Consider the following 17,628-nt stretch of genomic DNA (forward strand, 5'->3'; position numbering starts at 1 on the left):
TGAAGTATACTTTTATACAAACCATCAAGCGGGTTAATAATGAAACAATTCATACTGACCATAACTGTCCTGATGACACTTTTTATGACCATTGATGCGCTCGCCTCTGACAAAGGAGTAAATGCTGAGTGGCTGGAACCGTTCACAGGCATGGAATTTGTCTGGGTTCCGGCAGGATGTTTCATGATGGGTTCGCCGGAATTGGAAAAAGGACGCATGGAACATGAAGGTCCTCAGCGCAAGGTCTGTGTGGATGGATTCTGGATGGGTAAATACGAAGTAACCCGTGGAGAATGGGTTACCATCATGGGACGGGATCCCGATTATTATTATTTTTCCGGCTTCGAGAAATATCCCATGGATAATGTTTCATGGGACGACACCCAGAAATTTATTCAAAAGCTAAATGCCAAGGGTGTGGGCAAATTCAGGCTGCCTACTGAAGCGGAATGGGAATATGCCTGCCGAGCCGACTCTACTACCCGCTATTCCTTCGGAGACACTATCAATACAGATCAGGCAAATTATATAGATGAGATTAAGCCATCCATCGACAGCGAATCGATTAAAGCCGTTGGAACATTGGGTCCCAATAAATTCGGACTCTATGACATGCATGGAAATATCTGGGAATGGTGTGAGGACACTTTTGAATGGTATCCCTCAGGTCCAGCGAGAAATCCCCTGATAGTCAAGTCAGACAACCCCGTCAGGGTTGTACGTGGCGGAAGCGGATTCAACAGTCCAGAATATCTGCGCTCAGCATTCAGAGGAGGCTATAAACAAAATGAACGACAAATTCTAACCGGGCTACGGCTGGTCCGCAGTCCCTGATAAAACCCTTAAGCGGGAAAATTATGAAACAAGTCATACTGACCATAGCCGTGCTCTATGCCGCATTATCAATAAGCATACATGCTCATGCTTATGAAATAGGACTGGATGCGCAATGGATGGATTTTACAGCAACTCCCGGCAGAGAATGGATGGAGCCGTTCACAGGCATGGAATTTGTCTGGGTTCCGGCAGGCTGTTTCATGATGGGCTCTCCGGAGTCTGAAAAAGGGCGCAAGGAGTACGAAGGTCCGCTGCGCAAAATCTGCGTAGATGGATTCTGGATGGGAAAATATGAAGTTACGCAGGAAGAATGGATGACCATCATGGATAAAAACCCGTCCCACTTTTACAATTACGGAGCCATGGACCCGGTCGAAAAAGTGTCTTGGGACGATGCCAAAACATTCATCCGGAAATTGAATGCCAAGAGAGTCGGAACATTCAGACTGCCCACGGAAGCGGAATGGGAATACGCCTGTCGGGCAGGGACAACAACTCCCTATTCATTCGGGAGCATGCTTAATACGGATATGGCTGTTTATCTGGGACTGGATTCCTACGAACAGATCACATCCAGTTGGCACGGGGGAACTAAATCGGTCGGCTCCTTCGAGCCTAATAACTTCGGGCTCTATGACATGCACGGTAATGTCTGGGAATGGTGTGAGGATACATATGAGTGGTACCAAGCCGGTCCGGCTAAGAATCCCCTGATCGTAAAAAACGACAACCCCAAACGAATTCTTCGCGGCGGTGGCTGGTACAGTATCCCGAACTATCTTCGTTCTGCGTTCAGAACCGGAAAAAAACATGATACCATAGAATATTACAACGGCTTCCGGCTGGTCCGCAGCCCTTAAGAACAGGCAGATGATCCATGAAAATAGTCATTCAAGCAATAGCAGCCTTTGCATTTCTCCTACTGACAACGCTGCCCTTAATGGCGGCAGAATCTGAGAACATTGAGACAGGGTGGGAACCGTTGCAGGAGGCAGCCCCCATGCCGAGGCAAATCTGGACTGAACCGACCACAGGGATGGAGTTTGTATGGATTCCTGAAGGTTGTTTCATGATGGGCACCCCTGATTCTGAAAAAGACGGGGACGCGGATGAAAAACCGAGTCACGAAGTCTGTGTGGATGGTTTCTGGATGGGCCGTTATGAAGTGACCAATAGGCAATTCAGGAAGTACAAGCCTGAAACAGTGTACCCATTTGAAGAAGATGAAAAACTCATAGGCACCCCTGATCGTCCGGCAGTTTATGTAAATTTTATTGAAGCCAAGAAATTCACTCAATGGCTTTCAAGTAAAGGATATGGAAAATTCCGCCTGCCTACGGAAGCGGAATGGGAATATGCCTGCCGAGCAGGAACAGATACCCGCTTCTTCTGGGGCGAATCCGAAGCCGAGGCCTGCAAATACGCCAACATTAATGACCGTTCAGCCGTGAAAGAATACGACCGGGGCAGGGAAGTTTTTCCCTGTGAAGATAATTACTTTTCCAGCTCCCCGGTAGGAACATTTAAACCCAACCAGTTCGGACTCTACGACATGCTGGGTAATGCCATGGAATGGTGCGAAGACTGGTACAATGTCAAAGCATACTCGTACCACAGACGCAAGAATCCTTTGTACAAAGGAAAAAGTGATGAACGGGTTGTCCGCGGAGGCAGCTTCATAAACGAGCCGAAGTTTGCCCGATGCGGCAACCGAAACAAATTTCAGGACTGGGATGGAGAAGACCTTGACGGATTCAGGGTTGTAAAAGAGCACTAATTGTATAGTCGGGGGAGTTATGAAAAGATTTTCATCAATTATCATCTTATGCGCCGCTTTCATGCTTATGTCCTCATTTGCTTTTGCCCAAAAGGACATGTGCCTTGTCGCCCGTGAATTTGCAGCCAAGGCTGTAGACGGATTCGACAAAAACCCCAAGAAATCGCTGGCCGGGCTCATGCAAGCCAATAAATGGTGCCCCGAAGACATGAAAATAGCCTATAATCTGGGCTTGGCCTACTACCGCTACAAGAGACCGGACAAGGCTTATGCCATCTGGTCCGATCTATATAAAAAGAAACACTCCAACAAGAAATTGGTCCAGAATCTCGGCTGGTTGGCTTATAAACTCGGCAAGAATGAAGAAGCCTTGGATTGGGCCAGAGTCATGGGTGAAACAAAGGGTGCCACCCAGCTAAAACTGGCCATCCTTTTCCGGCAAGGCAAATATGAGGAAGCCATGGCCTTTGCCGAGAGCAATTCCAAACTACTGGACCGCAAAGACCTTGATCAGGCCGCAGAGTTCCTTGTGGAAAAACAATGGCAACAGTTCCGGGCCGGAAACAGGGAAGCAGCAACCGGAAATATCGTCCGATTGAGTTCCGTTTATCCCGACTCAAAAATCATTGATCAAGCCAAAGATAAAATGATTCTGGCCATGTGGGATGACTCAGTAGACATTCCCGTTCCCAAGCCCCTGCCGGACAGCGCTTTTAACGCCGAAACCATGCAGGCGGCTACCGGAGAAAGTGAAGTTCTACAAATCAGCAAAACCCAGCCAAGCCTAACAATAAGTCTTTTGCAGTAATTGTCGGTATTCACAAATACCAGACCATAAATGGTCCGCGCTTCGCCGCCAATGACGCAAAGCAGATGCAACGCATGCTGACCCGCATGTGCGGTTTCAATAATGATCAGGCCCACATCAAGCTACTGCTGGACCGCGAAGCCACACTCGGCAACATGCTCAACAGTCTGGACTGGCTGGAGCGCAAAGCAAGACTGAATCCCGGAGCCAAAATTATTTTCTATTTCTCCGGGCACGGTTCCCCGCTGCTGGCTGCGGACAAGACCACCATCAAGGACGGCCTGCTCATTCCCTACGAAGCACACTTGGACAGCCTGAACACCCGGACCGCAATATCCCTTGCGGAACTGGACAAACGTTTTTCCAAAATTAAAAACAAGAACATCCTGACTATCATTGATGCCTGTTTTTCCGGTTCCGGAAAATCCGCATCAGGCATGAAACTCATCAAACCGCAGGTAAAAAAGGAACTGCTTTCGGGCAAGAAACAATTTATCACCGCCTCGGCAGCAGACCGACCAGCAGAAGAGTACGCCCCCGGCAGACAGGGCGCATTCAGTTTCTTTTTCCTGCAAGGCATGATGGGCCCCGCAGACAGCAATAATGACGGCTGGGTCGACACGATAGAGGCCTTCAGTTACGCAAAGGCAAAGCTGAACGCCCTTGACCTTGAGCAGGACCCCAAAATCACCAGCGACAAAAAAATCAAGCTGAGCAAGGTCAAATAATGAACCATCCGAGAACAGATAACAGGATGATGAGATACACAGTTGTACTATGCTGTCTGCTGTTGTTTCTGGCATTCTCCTGCGGAACAGCACAAGCACGCTCGCTCTTTGACGGAATGTCCAACCTTGAGCGTGCAGGAGAGACTCTTGCCGAAGAGTTGGCAGAGAACAATCTGCTGAACGGCAAAAGAATCGGAGTACTTGAGTTCGAACCCCGCGACAACTTCGCGCCTTCCATACTCGGGAAAAGAATTGCCGAATATGTAGGCCTTGCCTTGGTCAAGGATGAAGAGCGGACTTGGACTGTTGTAGAACGGTTGGAACTGGCCCGCATGCACAATGAAATGAGTGAACACAAAGAATATTACGTGGACTACAACGAATGGATGCGCAAGCACCTGAGTGCGGATGTGTTGATTCTGGGAAGTTATGTGCTCAGTGGCAAAAAACTGAGTATTACCGCAAAGGCAGTTGATCCGGTCAACGGAAACACAATCGCTTCTGCAACCGTTACCCGCAGGGCGGAAGATGAAATCAAGCAACTGGCCCGGACCAGAAAACCGGCTACAGATTTTGCCCGTGAGGTTGAAGATATCACGGCAATTTTAACCGGCAGGGAAAATCTCCGAAAATCAGGTCAGCAGTCACAGGTAAAACTTTTCAAACTGGCTGGCGGGAACAGAATCAATTTTAAACAAGGCATGATGCCGATCTTCAATCCCGGAGACGAAATGGGCTTTTCGGTCAGGCCACCCATGAATTCGAAACTATACATCCTCAACTACGATCCTGCAGCAGAACATGGGCAGGCCGTCCTGCTCTACCCAATCCCGTTAATGGATGTTCAAATATTCCCCAAGAACAAGACCTGCTTCTTCCCGGCAATCATCACGCAGGGAGTAAGCTCCTACAAAGTGGAAGAACCTTTTGGGCGTATGCTCTTCAAAATAATCGGAATTGATTCATCCGTAAGCATGGACCTTAGTGAATCACTTAAAGAAGAGGACGGTTATTACTGGCTTGATTCCGGCAACTTAAGCAGCTTCATTGACGCCCTGTCTTCCCTGCCGGACAACGCATGGTGGTCCGAAGACATTGAATTCTGGATTGAGCCTTGAATTATCCCTAACTAAACACAAGGGACTCCAAGATAGAATTGGAAACCAGCATGCCGTTCTTGGTCAACCGCAGGAATCCTGAACTCATACGCACCAGACCGTTCTTATGCAGGGCACTGATGATGGAAGCTTTTTCCTTGGTCAGGTCGCGCCCGGTAAGTTCCGTATAGTCAGAAAGCTTAAGACCTTTTGATGTACGCAGGCAAAGCATAATCAATTCCTGAGCCTTGATTTCATCGGTGAGTTCCTCGAAATCCTCTCCCAGAAATCCGCCGCGCACTGCGGCGTCATACTCATCAAGATAGCGCGGATTGGTGAACCTGCGGTTTCCTATTGTGGACACAGCAGAAGGCCCAAGGCCAAGGTAATCAAGACGGTCCCAATATCCTTGGTTATGGCGGGAAATGAAACCCATACGTGCAAAATTTGAAATCTCGTACTGAATATACCCCATGGCTTCCAGATATTCGGCACCGTAAATGAACATACGGGCCTGCTCCCCGTCAGGAGGGAGTTCCATCTCCAGAGCTTCAGCACGTTTGCCAAAGGGGGTTTCCGGCTCAATGGACAGCCCGTAACAGGACATATGTTCCGGCTTAAGCTGAACCACGGCCTTAAGCTCGTTATTCCAATCCTTGACCTTCTGGCGCGGCAACCCCCAGATCAGGTCGATGCTGATATTACCGAACCCGGCCTTGCGGGCCATGTAGTATGAATCCGCTGCCTGCCTTGCGGAATGCGGACGGCCGAGAATCTCTAGGTTACGGTCATCAAGTGACTGAAAGCCGAGGCTGAGCCGGTTGATGCCCATATCGTAAAGGGCCTTGAAATATGAAAGATCATTGGCGGAATCTGGATTCGCTTCAAGGGTGATTTCCATGCCCTTGGTAAAGCTGAAATGCTTGCGCAAGGCATCCATGATCAGCTCAAGCTGAAACGGAGGGATCAGGCTGGGAGTACCGCCCCCGAAATAGACCGTGCCGATGCGTGGATTCTTAAGCCGTTTGCCCCAGAGTTCAATCTCGGAAAGTAGGGTCTTCATATACCATGCAAAACCGACCTGTTCAAAAGGCTGAGAATGAAAGGCGCAATAGTTACATTTGCGTTTGCAGAAAGGCACGTGAATGTAGACCAGAAGGATTCTGGCCTCACTGCCGTCTCCACGCAGCAGCGGGGCATTAAAAAAAGCGGGAGTCAGTCCCATCAACTAAAATCCTTATCATTATCTGCTGATCCACAAAGATGCTCCTTCCAAATCATGAAGAAGCTTCACACTGAGTGAACGGGGAAAAAGTTTTTCTCTTGCAGTCTTGTCATGCTCGCCTCGACCTACAGCAACAACGGCATAAGGTTTCTTAGCGACCTGCGCCAGAACAGCCTTGGCAACATCATCACCGTCCACAACAAGCTCTTTAATACGCTCCGGAGCGACACCGTTACCTTCAAGATGTTCACGGGTAATCTCAAAAATATCTTCCGAAGTTGTCGCACCCTTTTCCTTTGAATCATGGACATGAAACATGGTGATTTCATGGTTGGGGTTATCCCCAAGCATGAACCCAACGTGGTCCGCAATCCTCTGTGAAGGAGCATCCTCATCCACGCAAAGCAACACATCCTTACCAGGAATCTCCTGTGGGCATTTGCAAAACCAGAGCGGAAAGTCAATCTCTTCCCAAATAACCCTGTTTCCAACGCTGTAATCGAAAAATTCTTCAAGGACAGACTGGACCTGACGACCAAGAGCAACCGCATCATACATGCCTTTATGACCTTCCTGCACTATTTCACGGGCTGTATTTCCCCGTGAATGGAAGCTCTTGACCTCAATCTGGTGCTCCTCGCAAAAATTGTGATCAATAAACCACTGCCGTGTTTCTTCCAGCAGCCTATGGCCCTTTGCCCGCAATCCTTTACTCCATGAACTCTTCGGCGGGGCAACATGAAAGAGCGTCATACGTACATCGCAAGGAGAGTGGAAAAAATTCTTTATAAATCTGACTGCATATGAAGCCGTAGAATCCGCACGGACACAAACCAGAAGATGCTTTTCCATGTTTACCTCATTCTGTTGCTGTCGAAATATAGGAAAAAGCAGTAGCACTACTTTCGAATACAATCACTTAAAACAGAATAACCATAGAGAAGCATTAAAACAAGCTAGTTTTTTTCAACTCATTCTCATAACGCTCGTTTTCACTGAACAAACATCCGCAATACTGCTGGCGGTAGATACCCATGTCTTTGGAGCGTTCAATGCCTTCTTTCCAGCCTTCACGGAAATCATAGTAATAGAATTCGCATTGACTTTTCCCGGCCATATCCTTTCCGAGTTCGGCAATGCGTTCATGCTGCTGGAATTTACTATAGAGCAAGGTGGTGGTGTAAAAATCAAATCCGCCGCGCTTGGCAAGGGAAAAAGTCCGCTCCAGACGGTCCGCATAACAATGAAAGCAACGATTGGCTTCGCGGAAAGCAGCGTTGCGGAACCATTTCTTGGAATCGTACTCATCCAGCCTGCCGATGACCTTCACATTCATCTTTTCACAGACTTCAAGAAAACCTTCCCGGCGGCGCAGATATTCCTGCAAGGGGTGGATATTGGGATTGTAGAAAAATGCGGAGACTTCAAAGCCCTGATCACGCAAAGCATCAATTGTAGTGATGGAGCATGGACCGCAACAGGCATGAAGAAGTATTCTTTTGGAGGACATATTATTAAATTATTAGAGGGGGAGTGCTTTAACACTCCCCCTCTAATTTATTAGTTATTCATTCCACTGGATTTCGATGTTGATCTTGGTATCAAACATCTTTTCGTACTGGATAATTGCATCGCGCTTGTGGTTGAGCAGGTAGAGAGCCAGCTCTTCCTCGGCGTCGTAGACCAGCGGGGATTCACAATTAGGTTTGCGAAGCATGCGGTAAACATCTTTTAGGGCCTGCATGGCCTGCCATTCCATGTTACGGCGAATGCCGGTTCCCTCACAACAGGGACAGGCTTCAGTGGAAACCGCAATGGCGGATGATCCCAGACGCTGGCGAACCAGCTCCATAAGCCCGAAACGGGAAATACGGCCCACATCAGTACGGGCACGGTCGCCCTTAAGCGCTGCACGCATGGTCTTTTCCACCTCGCGGCAATGCTTGGGGTCCTTCATCTCAATGAAGTCGATAACAACCTGACCGCCGAGGTCACGCAACTTGAGCTGACGGGCGATCATATCGGCACTTTCCTTATTGGTCTTGAGAGCCATTTCCTTGAAATTGCGCTCGCCACCGATTTTGCCGGAGTTGATGTCGATTGCGGTCAAAGCCTCGGTCTGGTCGAACACAAGACGTCCACCGGAAGGCAGGTTGACCTCGCGACCATAAATCTGCTCGATCTGCTTAACCAGATTGAACCGTTCCCAGAGGGATTTATCGGTATCGGAATGGAGCTTAACCAGATTGGCACGACGCGGAAAAGAAAGAGTTGCCAGCTTCTTGACCTGTTCAAGGGTCTCCTGATCATCAACCCAGATTTCCACAACGTCGGAAGACAAGTAATCGCGAACAGCACGAGCAGCCAATCCCATTTCTTCATAAACGAGGGACGGCGGCTTGGCGTCCTGTCCTTTCTCACGGATGTCATTCCAGAGACGGGTCAGGAACTTGAAATCACGGCGCAGGGCGGATTTGCTCTGCCCCTTACTGGCGGTACGTACGATAACGCCCACCCCGGCTCCGGGGTTGACCTCGTCGATAACTTCCTTGAGCCTTTCGCGTTCTTTCTCGTCTTCAATCTTGCGGGAAATACCGATCTGTTCACGTCCGGGGGTAAGTACGAAATAGCGACCCGGAATGGAAAGATAAGAGGAAAGGAAAGCACCCTTCTTGCCGGTAGGTTCTTTCACTACCTGAACGAAAATCTCCTGTCCCGGCTTGAGAACCTTCTGGAGCAGGGGGTAACGATGGCCTTTCTTGAGCTTGTAGGCACCCTGATAGTATTCGGGATGCACCTCATCAACCTGCAAAAAGCCGTTACGTTCGGCTCCGTAGTTGATGAAAGCCGCCTGCAAAGCGGCATCGATGTTATGAATGTAACCTTTGTAGATGTTACCTTTGGTCTTGATCTGATGGAGCATTTCTACGTAATACTCGATGACCTGACCTTCCTGAGTCAGCGCAACTTCCACCTGTTCACCGGGAAGAACACTGATAAACATTTTTTCTTTTTTCTTCTGCTTTTTACCTGTCATTTTTAATCCAAAGAAAAGTTTTTAAATTTTCCCCGGACTCAGCAGCTAAAGTCATGATTCTTCGTCAAGCCTGCAATCGTAATAGATATCATTTCCAGTTTGCCTGACGTGCAGTCTGCCGCTTTTTTCCAGTTCTTCCAGAACCTGTTCCACCCTTTTCAAGGGGATATCAAGTGCTCCGGCGAGCTGTTGCGCTGTCTGCGGCCTGCGCATGATAGAAGCCTGAATCCGGTCAAATGCGTGGGAGCCTTCGCCCTGCACATGGGCAATGGTCTCATCACCGCTCCTTTTCTTTGCGCCGGTATCCGGTCCGCAATCCCTGTCTTTACAGGGCGCGGCATCAAGAACCTTTTTCCAGCGGCCTAGGGTCTCGGAATCAACCGGACCGGCCTTCTCCAGAGTACCGGGACGCGAAAGTGTGACCACATCAATGCGGTCCGGGGCAAGCTCGGAACAGAAATCTTTCATCAAAGAGAGGTTTTCGTCCGAATCGTTGTATCCCCGTGAAAGGAGCACTTCCAGAAAAATCTTACCATTGAACTCCTTGCGGAATTCGATCAAGGCTTTGGCAATTGCCGTAGGGTCAGTCCCTTTGCACGGCCTGTTTATGGCCCTGAATTCCGAAGCAACAAGGGAATCCATGGAAGGAAGCACCACATCGGCTTCCAGCAGTTCCTTTCTCACTTCGGGGTCCGTCATGGCGGTCGCGTTTGTCAGCACGGCCACAGGCATTGACGGGAAAAGTTTTTTTATGCCGCGAATCACTTCGGGCATTTCAGAGTTGAGGGTCGGTTCCCCTAGTCCCCCAAGGGTAATAAACTCAGGCGGCTGATGCCCCTCCTGCTTCCAATTTTCCAATTCACTAAGAATCTCAGCCGCGGGCACATAAACATCACGTTCACTGGTGAGCAGATCAGTCTTGCCCACTTCACAATACACACAATCCATAGAGCAGACCCTGCGTCCAAGCAGATCCAGCCCCAGTGAACGACCTATCCTGCCGGAAAAAACCGGCCCGAAGACATATCTATAACCCATAACGGCCTCATCAAGAAGCAAAAAAATCAATTAAATTTGATGCGCTTCGCACTTTTTTCTCATCAAAAAGACTTCGCCGTTGTCAACGTAACAAACGAGCCTCTTAATTCCAACTGTGATTTTTGAGGGAGATGTGTAAAAATAGCTGCGCGAAGGTAAATTTCATTCAATGTGGTAGTTAAGCATTTATTCTTAAATGTCAAAAAACTCAAGCGGTATATACATCACTGCAAACGGTGCTTTATCCGCCCTCTGAATGCATTAAATATTGACTTTGTGCGGTTTCATCCGTAATCGGGCCATAGACCAATTCAGGAGGAAGTCTAATGCTTGAAGCTGGACAACTAATTTTGCTCGTAAACCCCAAAGGCAAGCGCTACCTGCGCACACTTAATGCCGGGGAAGAAATACATACACATGACGGCATGATGTACACCGACAACATCCTCGCCGCCGGGTACGGAAAGGTAGTAGAAACCCATTTGGGCAACAAATACCAGATCCTCAAACCCACCATTTACGATATCATCAAGGGCCTCAAACGCCAGACCCAGATCATGTACCCCAAAGAGATCAGCTACCTGCTGCTCAAACTGGGCATCGGTCCCGGCACCCGTGTAGTCGAATCAGGCTCCGGCTCCGGCGGCCTGACCACTGCTCTGGCCTACTACGTTGGTGATACCGGCAAGGTATACACCCACGAAAAACGCCCCGAATTTTACAAGCTGGTCCGCAAGAACCTTGAATGGGCCGGACTTGAGCACCGCGTTGAGCAGTTCAACCTGAACATCGAAGACGGCTTCCTCGCCAGCGATTGCGATGCCCTCTTCCTCGACGTACCCAACCCCTGGGACTACCTGCACCACATTCCCAAAGCAGTAATCCCCGGCGCAATGTGCGGTTTCCTGCTGCCGACCACCAATCAGGTCAGCGACCTCCTCAAAGCCATGGAAACCATGCCTTTTGAAGAGCAGGAAGTATGCGAAATTCTCGTTCGCCACTACAAGCCCGTCGCAGAACGCCTCCGCCCCGAAGACCGCATGGTAGCGCACACCGGATACCTCGTCTTCGCCCGCAACATGGCAGGCTGCGAAATGAGTGTAGAGCCGCCCAAGAAAAAGCGTGAGAATCGCGGCAAACCCGCTGCTGATAAGTATCATGTAGATAGAAAAGACATGATTCACGCCAAGAAAGACGTTCCTGAAGCTACCGAAGCATCTGAAGAAGCTAAGCCTGAATCCAATGAGGAGAAGGCTGAATAAGTTCAGTTGTGGATAGTTGAAAATGTTATGATGAAAGCCGGGTCTCCGTTGGGAGGCCCGGCTTTTTTTGAATTACTCATCATAAAATGGACTTAAAACACTATTAGCCCCAAACATGTAATCAATACAGTCTTCATATGTAAGCCTGTGCTCACCTTCCAGACCCTTAATATACTCTGTTTCAGATGATTTAATCACCTCAAGAGCTGTTTGTATATCAAAAACTCTTACCCGCTTGCCTACTGAGCTTACGGAGATTATCAACGTGTCCAAATAATCATGTAGGTTTTCAACCAAATTTCTAAGATATGGCAACGTGGATGCATTGTGGGCAATATGATTACGCAATGTATATATTCTTCTTATATGCCACTCTAACTTTTGCCTATGCTCACGTATAACTCTACGAATTCTTTTTGTACTCTTATAGCTCTTATTTAGACTATAAACTCTATACCTAAGTAATGGATTAGAGTCCAACAACGAAATAAGTTCTTCTTTTTTATCATCAAAATCTCTCGCAACAACTAGATTAACAACCTTCACAAAAGAGCTCCCCTCTATGGGCAAGCTCTGCACAAACTCATTCACATTTGTCCCAGCATTACATAAATCATCCGTTAGGCATCTAAAAATCTTCTCATTATAATTAAGAACGAGTGAAGGAATGATATAATCTGTGTACCAAACAATCCTGTCAGATTCACTGTTAGGTGACGGGAGAAAACCTTCAAGGGCTGCCCATAAATCTAACAATTGATTTTCATCGTTAGCACTGATCATCGCTGCATGATGAAAGTCTAAAACTTTTGCAAAATCCCTCGCAGCTGTTATTGAGAAATGCTTTCCTAGCAAAATTTCAATTGTTGTTTTTAACCTTTCATCTCCCTCAGCCCGTTTAAAAATAGTCCCACACTCCATAGGTTTCTTACTTTGTTTTAACCTGTAGTATTTTTTATTCTCTACATCACACACAAAAGAATCATTTTGAATCTCGAACTCAATTGCATGATTATGGAAACGGCAAGTATCTACATAAAACTTTAAATGGCCCTCAGCTCTATCTCTTGCTGTATGCGGATCCTTAGCCTTAACGTTCTGCACACAATATACAGCTCTATCTCGCCCTTTGCCCTTAATAAACTCGGTATATTTTTTCACACGATAAAATTCTTTAGGGCGCTCTTCAACATGCTTGATCTCGAATGGTTTTAAGTAACTGAGTAAGTTCTCAGGTAAACTAGAGGCCTTAAAACAGACGCTCCACGTACGATTATTTTGATCAAAATAATGTAAATAATCTATAAGCTGATCGTATGTTGTAATCCGAAGTGGCTCTGTTCTTTCATTGAAAAAAAACTTTTTAGTTATTCCAAGAACATACTGTCTAGAAAAACCTCTCCTTCCCACCTCTGTTGCAAAATCAGCAGCCAGTGCATAAATAGAACTCTTTTCACGATTGCCTTTTACTGCATCTAATAATTTATCTTTTAAATTTTGCCAGTAAACAGTCCCAACCTCTGTACGAGCAGCAATACTTAAACTTTTCAATCTTGAACGATTAACATTCTCGTCATGCTTCGATAAAGTAGCCTCAATATCAGTCAGATACTGATTAACCTTACCTAAGAAACTATGGCCAAAAATCAGGGTATTCTTTACATGATTTTTACATTCATTAATCGAAAAATTTAAAACTCCTTTTTTAATGCGCCCATTACAATAATATTTAATAAGAGTTCTAAGCTCGAACAAACTTAAATGCAGATTCAATGCTGGCGCTTTATATGAATCCAATGAGGAATCATCAAGCAGTTCGCATACAGCTTGCGCAAAAAAAAGCATTCCTTCTGCTTGTGCGAGATTTTCCCATTTTGATACTGACAGCTCTTTCATACCCCTCTCCCTATATGAATATTTATTTTTGTTTATCAAAAACTCATAGCAAAACCCTCAACCTAAAAGCAATATAGATAGTTATAATTTTAAACTTCCAAAGATAAACGATAAAGCCCCGCACTCAAACGAGCACGGGGCTTTTCAAATCTCCAACAAAAGAAAGACCTTATAAATATTTATCTCACCCGCTCCAAAACCCCACACAAACTCTTCAAAACATACCCAGCAATCAACTCAATAAATTCAATCTTGTCATCCTCAAGATTACGCTTCTCCAAGGCATTGTAATAAGCCAGACGACTCTCAGTATCCCCGGCGATGTTAACGACCAGATAGCCGCGCTGCATCAGAATCAAGTTCATGACTAAGCGTGCGGTTCGCCCATTGCCGTCAATGAATGGGTGGATGGTAGCGATACGCTCATGCACTTCCGCAGCAAGCACAACAGGATGCAGAACAGGTTCATTCTCAACATACCATGCAACCATCTGCTCCATAAGGATAGGAACCTGCCACGGCTGCGGGGGAATATGTCGACTACCGGAAATAGCAACTGGAACACTGCGGTACCTGCCTGCGTTTTCGCGATCTATGCCTTGCAGGATAATGCCATGAATATCCTTAATGACCTTCTCTGAAAAATTTGAAGAATCTGCGGTTAATTCACGAACATACTGAATAGCTTCGTAATGGTTGACCGCTTCGAGGTGCTCCTGCATGGACTTTCCGCCGATGGTCAGCCCCTTATTGATGACGAGATCGGTCTCACGCAGAGTCAGGGTGTTACCCTCAATGCGGTTACTGTCGTAGGTATATTCAATATTCAGCGCTTCCACTATCTGAGGACTGACGGAATCGCGGCATGCATCAAGCTCTGCTTTGCGCTCATCAATTTCGCTCAAAAGCGCAGTCAGGAATTCGGATTTATAATTATCAGCAGTCATAGAAACTCCTTTAACACAAAGTATTTGCTTAGCCTATGAAGGTCAATCCGCTATCAAAGAATACAGCCTCTACCCTTGACATCACTACCCTAGAATATACAATATATGTATACCATTTGAATACGATGAAAACAAAAGCGCAGCCAATCTAGAAAAACACGGCATTGATTTCGAGGCCGCACAGGCACTTTGGGGTGACCCCAACCTCTTGAAAATTCCGGCCCGGACTCAAGACGAACCGCGCAATTTTTATATCGGCATGATCAGCGGCAAACATTGGTCTGCTGTAACAACTCCCCGCAATGGAGCCATCCGCATAATCTCGGTGCGCCGCTCCAGAAAGAAGGAGGTGGAACTCTATGAAAGCTAAAGAATTTGATGAAGCCTTTGAATCTGATCAGGACATCACTGAACATTTGGACATGACAAAAGCAACACGCCCCAACAAAGGCACTAAACGGGTAAATGTAGATTTCCCCGCATGGATGGTCGTAGCTCTCGACCGCGAAGCCGAACGGCTTGGCATCAATAGGCAGGCGGTGATCAAAACATGGATCGCCAACCGCATTGATAGCGGACGTAGTGCTGACGTTTAAACACCAGCTTTCCCCAGCCACACATAAAGCCCCGCACTCATCCGAGTACGGGGCTTTTCAAATCTCCAACAAAACTTCAACAACTAGCGGATATGCTTATTAATAGCAGCCTCATCCTTACGCCGCTGCACTTCATTCGCTACCACGGCGGGTACACAGACCATACCGACAGGACTGAAGATGGTCCGCAGTGACTTTGCTAAAACCAAGGCTACCGGGATACCGACAATTGAGATTGCCAGACCTACTATCTGACAGATGGTGATCAGCGCGAAGATGATCCCGAAAGGAATCCAGAGGATCATGATAATTGTAGAATAAGCTTCCCATGCCGGGTTACTCTCAATATTGAGGTCCTCTTTGGAAACCATGGACCAGCTGAATGGAGCGAACAGAAATTTACTGTACTGGATCAACCCCAGACCGAGCGGTGAAGCAACAACAGTCAGCACCAGCAGTGAGCCGAGCAGGAAAAACATGATCGCGTTTATGAATCCGAAGAAAGGGAAATACCACAAGATGTTTCCGAGTGTTCTCATTTTAATCTCCAAAGTTTTGAGTACAGTCATCCACAATAGTAAGCATTGCAGAAGCCTGTATATTCTCTTTTCCCCTTATCCCGGCAAAACATCAAGTCTTTCCCGCATACAAAAAAACCCCGGCACGACCATACTAGGACGCACCGGGGATTTACTTACATTCAGACAACAGCCGAAACTATTTTGACCATTCCCTGATCTTCTTGATTTCTTCCTGCCCGACCTGAATGTGCTCAAGGAAGGCCTGATGCTTTTCCGGATAAAGCTTTTCAAAAGCCTTATGCCAGTTGTGCATATCATCATCGCTGAATCCGGCTTCGCGGAATATTTCAGTCCATTTTTCCTTATCCATTGTGCTCTCCTGATCTTTGTCTGCAACCATGTGGCCTACATAGTTGCGGTTATATTAATCTGCAGATTGCTGCTTATTATTTCTTACGGGCGATGTAGAAAGCATAACCCACGGCATGCCCGTATTTACGCATGATTTCCATTTCGCGGTGCAGGTTCTCTTCCAGCAATCCCATTTCGGAATTGTCTTTGTTGGCTTTGGCGTATCCCGGCAGATTGCGTTCCATCTCGGCGTAATAGATATCCCACCAGTCGGATTCCGGCTCGATGAAGTAACCGGTCACCTCGTAACCATGCCTTTCTATGATCTCTATATTGCCACTTACGGACTTCATTTCCGGATAGATATTCTGGAAGAAATCCACGGCTTCATCGGGACGCTCATCACTAAGCCAAGCCAGTTCACTCAAACAGATATAACCGCCCGGCTTGATGAACTTCTTCCACTTGGAAACACCGTTCTCAAACCCTGTAATGAAGATGGCTCCTTCACACCAGATCATGTCATATGATTCAGCATCATAATCCATCTCGTTCATATCACCGAGAACGGTTGTAATGCGTTCTGTAAAGCCAGAGTTGGCAGCTTCCTTCTCCAGCACATCCAAAACAGCCTGACGATTATCGAGGGCAGTGAACTCCATATCCGTACCTTCGCAGAGGGCGATGGTCTCGATTCCGGTTCCGCACCCGACGTTGAGGACTTTGGCCTTTTCAGGAAGCCCTCGAACCATGCTCAAAGCTTTCTTGGTGCTCCCCACGCTTCCTGGACCGAGCTTTGCCAGTGTGTCGAAAAAATTCAAAAATAATTTCATATATTTCTCGCTGATTTGTTGTATTTTGATGATCCTTTGCGGTCCTGAAGACCACTTGCGGATCAGACGTATTTCATCGTCCGGTATCTGCAGATATTCCAGAAACTGTTGATGCTTCTCGGGATGGGTGCGCTCAAAGGCCTTGTGCCAGTCCTCCATGTCCTTTTCACTGAAACCGGAGGAACGGAGCACTTCGGTCCATGCCGCCTTGTCGAGCTTTGCGGACTTCCCCGCCGAACCACTCTTCAAAATACCTGAAATGAACTCCCGCTGTTCATGCAGGGAGGAAATCTCCTCATTCAATTCCTTGAGCCGCGTCTCCAGCACCCCGGTTATACCGCTGACAGGCGAATCAAGAATTACCTTGATCTCCTTAAGCGGTATCCCGGCTCTGCGATAATGGCAGATATGAGCCAGACGTTTTTCCTCATCCGCACCATATGAACGGTACTCGCCCTTCATATGAGCAGAAGGGGAAAGCAGCCCTATTGAATCATAGTAAAGCAGCGTACTGCGCGAGAGGCCATATTTTTTAGCCAACCGCCCCACAGTCAAACCTGACGATGTTTTAACCATATTTAACTCCATGCATAGCTATGCGATGAACCTAACATGAACTATGAAGTTATAGACAGGTCAAATAAAAAAGACCGCAATATCTCGAAAGATATTGCG

Annotated in this window: 19 protein-coding genes; 9 read left to right on the forward strand and 10 right to left on the reverse strand. The window is 47.2% G+C overall.

Going from position 1 to position 17,628, the window contains the following annotated elements; genetic code table 11:
• The first annotated feature begins 39 nt into the window (after positions 1 to 39).
• From ACKU40_RS14700 to ACKU40_RS14725, 6 genes are all read left to right on the forward strand, one after another.
• Positions 40 to 834 carry a formylglycine-generating enzyme family protein gene (locus ACKU40_RS14700; protein WP_320173548.1) on the forward strand — a complete coding sequence of 265 codons (795 nt, stop codon included), beginning with the start codon at positions 40 to 42 and terminating at the stop codon, positions 832 to 834.
• A 23-nt stretch (positions 835 to 857) separates the two neighbouring features.
• Entirely contained in the window at positions 858 to 1,697 is an 840-nt protein-coding gene (locus ACKU40_RS14705; RefSeq protein WP_320173549.1) for a formylglycine-generating enzyme family protein, read from the forward strand.
• Between the two features lie 140 nt (positions 1,698 to 1,837).
• A complete protein-coding gene (locus ACKU40_RS14710; RefSeq protein WP_320173550.1) occupies positions 1,838 to 2,614 on the forward strand; it encodes a formylglycine-generating enzyme family protein in 777 nt (258 codons plus the stop codon).
• A gap of 19 nt (positions 2,615 to 2,633) precedes the next feature.
• The gene (locus tag ACKU40_RS14715) at positions 2,634 to 3,422 is read left to right on the forward strand and encodes a tetratricopeptide repeat protein (RefSeq protein ID WP_320173551.1); all 789 of its coding nucleotides are present in this window, start codon (positions 2,634 to 2,636) and stop codon (positions 3,420 to 3,422) included.
• Positions 3,423 to 3,448: 26 nt separating this feature from the next.
• Positions 3,449 to 4,150, forward strand: coding sequence for a caspase family protein (locus ACKU40_RS14720; protein ID WP_320176388.1), 702 nt, complete (start codon positions 3,449 to 3,451; stop codon positions 4,148 to 4,150).
• A 26-nt stretch (positions 4,151 to 4,176) separates the two neighbouring features.
• Positions 4,177 to 5,268 (forward strand): hypothetical protein, encoded by a 1,092-nt coding sequence (locus ACKU40_RS14725; RefSeq protein ID WP_320173552.1) that lies wholly within the window; start codon positions 4,177 to 4,179, stop codon positions 5,266 to 5,268.
• 7 nt (positions 5,269 to 5,275) lie between these two features.
• Here the strand turns inward: ACKU40_RS14725 and hemW are convergent, their stop codons facing one another.
• From hemW to ACKU40_RS14750, 5 genes are all read right to left on the reverse strand, one after another.
• The gene (gene hemW / locus ACKU40_RS14730) at positions 5,276 to 6,472 is read right to left on the reverse strand and encodes a radical SAM family heme chaperone HemW (protein ID WP_320173553.1); all 1,197 of its coding nucleotides are present in this window, start codon (positions 6,470 to 6,472) and stop codon (positions 5,276 to 5,278) included.
• Between the two features lie 18 nt (positions 6,473 to 6,490).
• Entirely contained in the window at positions 6,491 to 7,324 is an 834-nt protein-coding gene (locus ACKU40_RS14735) for a universal stress protein (protein ID WP_320173554.1), read from the reverse strand.
• Positions 7,325 to 7,418: 94 nt separating this feature from the next.
• Positions 7,419 to 7,982, reverse strand: a complete 564-nt coding sequence (locus ACKU40_RS14740; protein WP_320173555.1) for an epoxyqueuosine reductase QueH — start codon at positions 7,980 to 7,982, stop codon at positions 7,419 to 7,421.
• Positions 7,983 to 8,036: 54 nt separating this feature from the next.
• Positions 8,037 to 9,509, reverse strand: a complete 1,473-nt coding sequence (locus ACKU40_RS14745; RefSeq protein ID WP_320173556.1) for an Rne/Rng family ribonuclease — start codon at positions 9,507 to 9,509, stop codon at positions 8,037 to 8,039.
• Positions 9,510 to 9,560: 51 nt separating this feature from the next.
• Positions 9,561 to 10,547 (reverse strand): radical SAM protein, encoded by a 987-nt coding sequence (locus ACKU40_RS14750; RefSeq protein WP_320173557.1) that lies wholly within the window; start codon positions 10,545 to 10,547, stop codon positions 9,561 to 9,563.
• 326 nt (positions 10,548 to 10,873) lie between these two features.
• Here ACKU40_RS14750 and ACKU40_RS14755 point away from each other — a divergent pair, with 326 nt between their 5' ends.
• Positions 10,874 to 11,809 (forward strand): tRNA (adenine-N1)-methyltransferase, encoded by a 936-nt coding sequence (locus ACKU40_RS14755; RefSeq protein WP_320173558.1) that lies wholly within the window; start codon positions 10,874 to 10,876, stop codon positions 11,807 to 11,809.
• A 72-nt stretch (positions 11,810 to 11,881) separates the two neighbouring features.
• Here ACKU40_RS14755 and ACKU40_RS14760 read toward each other — a convergent pair whose 3' ends face one another.
• Together ACKU40_RS14760 and ACKU40_RS14765 are read right to left on the reverse strand one after the other, a co-directional pair.
• The gene (locus tag ACKU40_RS14760; RefSeq protein WP_320173559.1) at positions 11,882 to 13,705 is read right to left on the reverse strand and encodes a hypothetical protein; all 1,824 of its coding nucleotides are present in this window, start codon (positions 13,703 to 13,705) and stop codon (positions 11,882 to 11,884) included.
• A gap of 179 nt (positions 13,706 to 13,884) precedes the next feature.
• Entirely contained in the window at positions 13,885 to 14,652 is a 768-nt protein-coding gene (locus ACKU40_RS14765) for a Fic family protein (protein ID WP_320173560.1), read from the reverse strand.
• A gap of 163 nt (positions 14,653 to 14,815) precedes the next feature.
• Between ACKU40_RS14765 and ACKU40_RS14770 the strand changes: the two genes are divergently transcribed.
• Both ACKU40_RS14770 and brnA read left to right on the forward strand, forming a co-directional pair.
• Positions 14,816 to 15,022, forward strand: coding sequence for a BrnT family toxin (locus ACKU40_RS14770; protein ID WP_320176389.1), 207 nt, complete (start codon positions 14,816 to 14,818; stop codon positions 15,020 to 15,022).
• Entirely contained in the window at positions 15,012 to 15,248 is a 237-nt protein-coding gene (gene brnA, locus ACKU40_RS14775) for a type II toxin-antitoxin system BrnA family antitoxin (RefSeq protein ID WP_320173561.1), read from the forward strand. Before ACKU40_RS14770 ends, brnA begins: the two co-directional genes overlap by 11 nt.
• Positions 15,249 to 15,331: 83 nt before the next feature.
• On the opposite strand, the gene ACKU40_RS14780 is transcribed toward brnA, so the two are convergent.
• The 3 genes from ACKU40_RS14780 to ACKU40_RS14790 form a co-directional block, all read right to left on the reverse strand.
• Complete coding sequence (locus ACKU40_RS14780) at positions 15,332 to 15,787, reverse strand: YccF domain-containing protein (protein ID WP_320173562.1); 456 nt, start codon at positions 15,785 to 15,787, stop codon at positions 15,332 to 15,334.
• A 178-nt stretch (positions 15,788 to 15,965) separates the two neighbouring features.
• The gene (locus ACKU40_RS14785; protein WP_320173563.1) at positions 15,966 to 16,139 is read right to left on the reverse strand and encodes a hypothetical protein; all 174 of its coding nucleotides are present in this window, start codon (positions 16,137 to 16,139) and stop codon (positions 15,966 to 15,968) included.
• A gap of 76 nt (positions 16,140 to 16,215) precedes the next feature.
• Positions 16,216 to 17,529 carry a MerR family transcriptional regulator gene (locus ACKU40_RS14790; protein ID WP_320173564.1) on the reverse strand — a complete coding sequence of 438 codons (1,314 nt, stop codon included), beginning with the start codon at positions 17,527 to 17,529 and terminating at the stop codon, positions 16,216 to 16,218.
• Positions 17,530 to 17,628 lie beyond the last annotated feature (99 nt).

Origin of the sequence: Maridesulfovibrio sp. (assembly GCF_963666665.1) — a bacterium.
In the GTDB taxonomy this organism is placed as follows: Bacteria; Desulfobacterota; Desulfovibrionia; order Desulfovibrionales; family Desulfovibrionaceae; genus Maridesulfovibrio.

What these genes read in the sequence shown, in the direction of transcription:
- ACKU40_RS14700 (WP_320173548.1), top strand. Translation starts at nt 40, where the DNA reads ATGAAACAATTCATACTGACCATAACTGTCCTGATGACACTTTTTATG.
- ACKU40_RS14705 (WP_320173549.1), top strand. Translation starts at nt 858, where the DNA reads ATGAAACAAGTCATACTGACCATAGCCGTGCTCTATGCCGCATTATCA.
- ACKU40_RS14710 (WP_320173550.1), top strand. Translation starts at nt 1,838, where the DNA reads ATGCCGAGGCAAATCTGGACTGAACCGACCACAGGGATGGAGTTTGTA.
- ACKU40_RS14715 (WP_320173551.1), top strand. Translation starts at nt 2,634, where the DNA reads ATGAAAAGATTTTCATCAATTATCATCTTATGCGCCGCTTTCATGCTT.
- ACKU40_RS14725 (WP_320173552.1), top strand. Translation starts at nt 4,177, where the DNA reads ATGATGAGATACACAGTTGTACTATGCTGTCTGCTGTTGTTTCTGGCA.
- hemW (WP_320173553.1), bottom strand. Translation starts at nt 6,472, where the DNA reads ATGGGACTGACTCCCGCTTTTTTTAATGCCCCGCTGCTGCGTGGAGAC.
- ACKU40_RS14735 (WP_320173554.1), bottom strand. Translation starts at nt 7,324, where the DNA reads ATGGAAAAGCATCTTCTGGTTTGTGTCCGTGCGGATTCTACGGCTTCA.
- ACKU40_RS14740 (WP_320173555.1), bottom strand. Translation starts at nt 7,982, where the DNA reads ATGTCCTCCAAAAGAATACTTCTTCATGCCTGTTGCGGTCCATGCTCC.
- ACKU40_RS14745 (WP_320173556.1), bottom strand. Translation starts at nt 9,509, where the DNA reads ATGACAGGTAAAAAGCAGAAGAAAAAAGAAAAAATGTTTATCAGTGTT.
- ACKU40_RS14750 (WP_320173557.1), bottom strand. Translation starts at nt 10,547, where the DNA reads ATGGGTTATAGATATGTCTTCGGGCCGGTTTTTTCCGGCAGGATAGGT.
- ACKU40_RS14755 (WP_320173558.1), top strand. Translation starts at nt 10,874, where the DNA reads ATGCTTGAAGCTGGACAACTAATTTTGCTCGTAAACCCCAAAGGCAAG.
- ACKU40_RS14760 (WP_320173559.1), bottom strand. Translation starts at nt 13,705, where the DNA reads ATGAAAGAGCTGTCAGTATCAAAATGGGAAAATCTCGCACAAGCAGAA.
- ACKU40_RS14765 (WP_320173560.1), bottom strand. Translation starts at nt 14,652, where the DNA reads ATGACTGCTGATAATTATAAATCCGAATTCCTGACTGCGCTTTTGAGC.
- brnA (WP_320173561.1), top strand. Translation starts at nt 15,012, where the DNA reads ATGAAAGCTAAAGAATTTGATGAAGCCTTTGAATCTGATCAGGACATC.
- ACKU40_RS14780 (WP_320173562.1), bottom strand. Translation starts at nt 15,787, where the DNA reads ATGAGAACACTCGGAAACATCTTGTGGTATTTCCCTTTCTTCGGATTC.
- ACKU40_RS14785 (WP_320173563.1), bottom strand. Translation starts at nt 16,139, where the DNA reads ATGGATAAGGAAAAATGGACTGAAATATTCCGCGAAGCCGGATTCAGC.
- ACKU40_RS14790 (WP_320173564.1), bottom strand. Translation starts at nt 17,529, where the DNA reads ATGGTTAAAACATCGTCAGGTTTGACTGTGGGGCGGTTGGCTAAAAAA.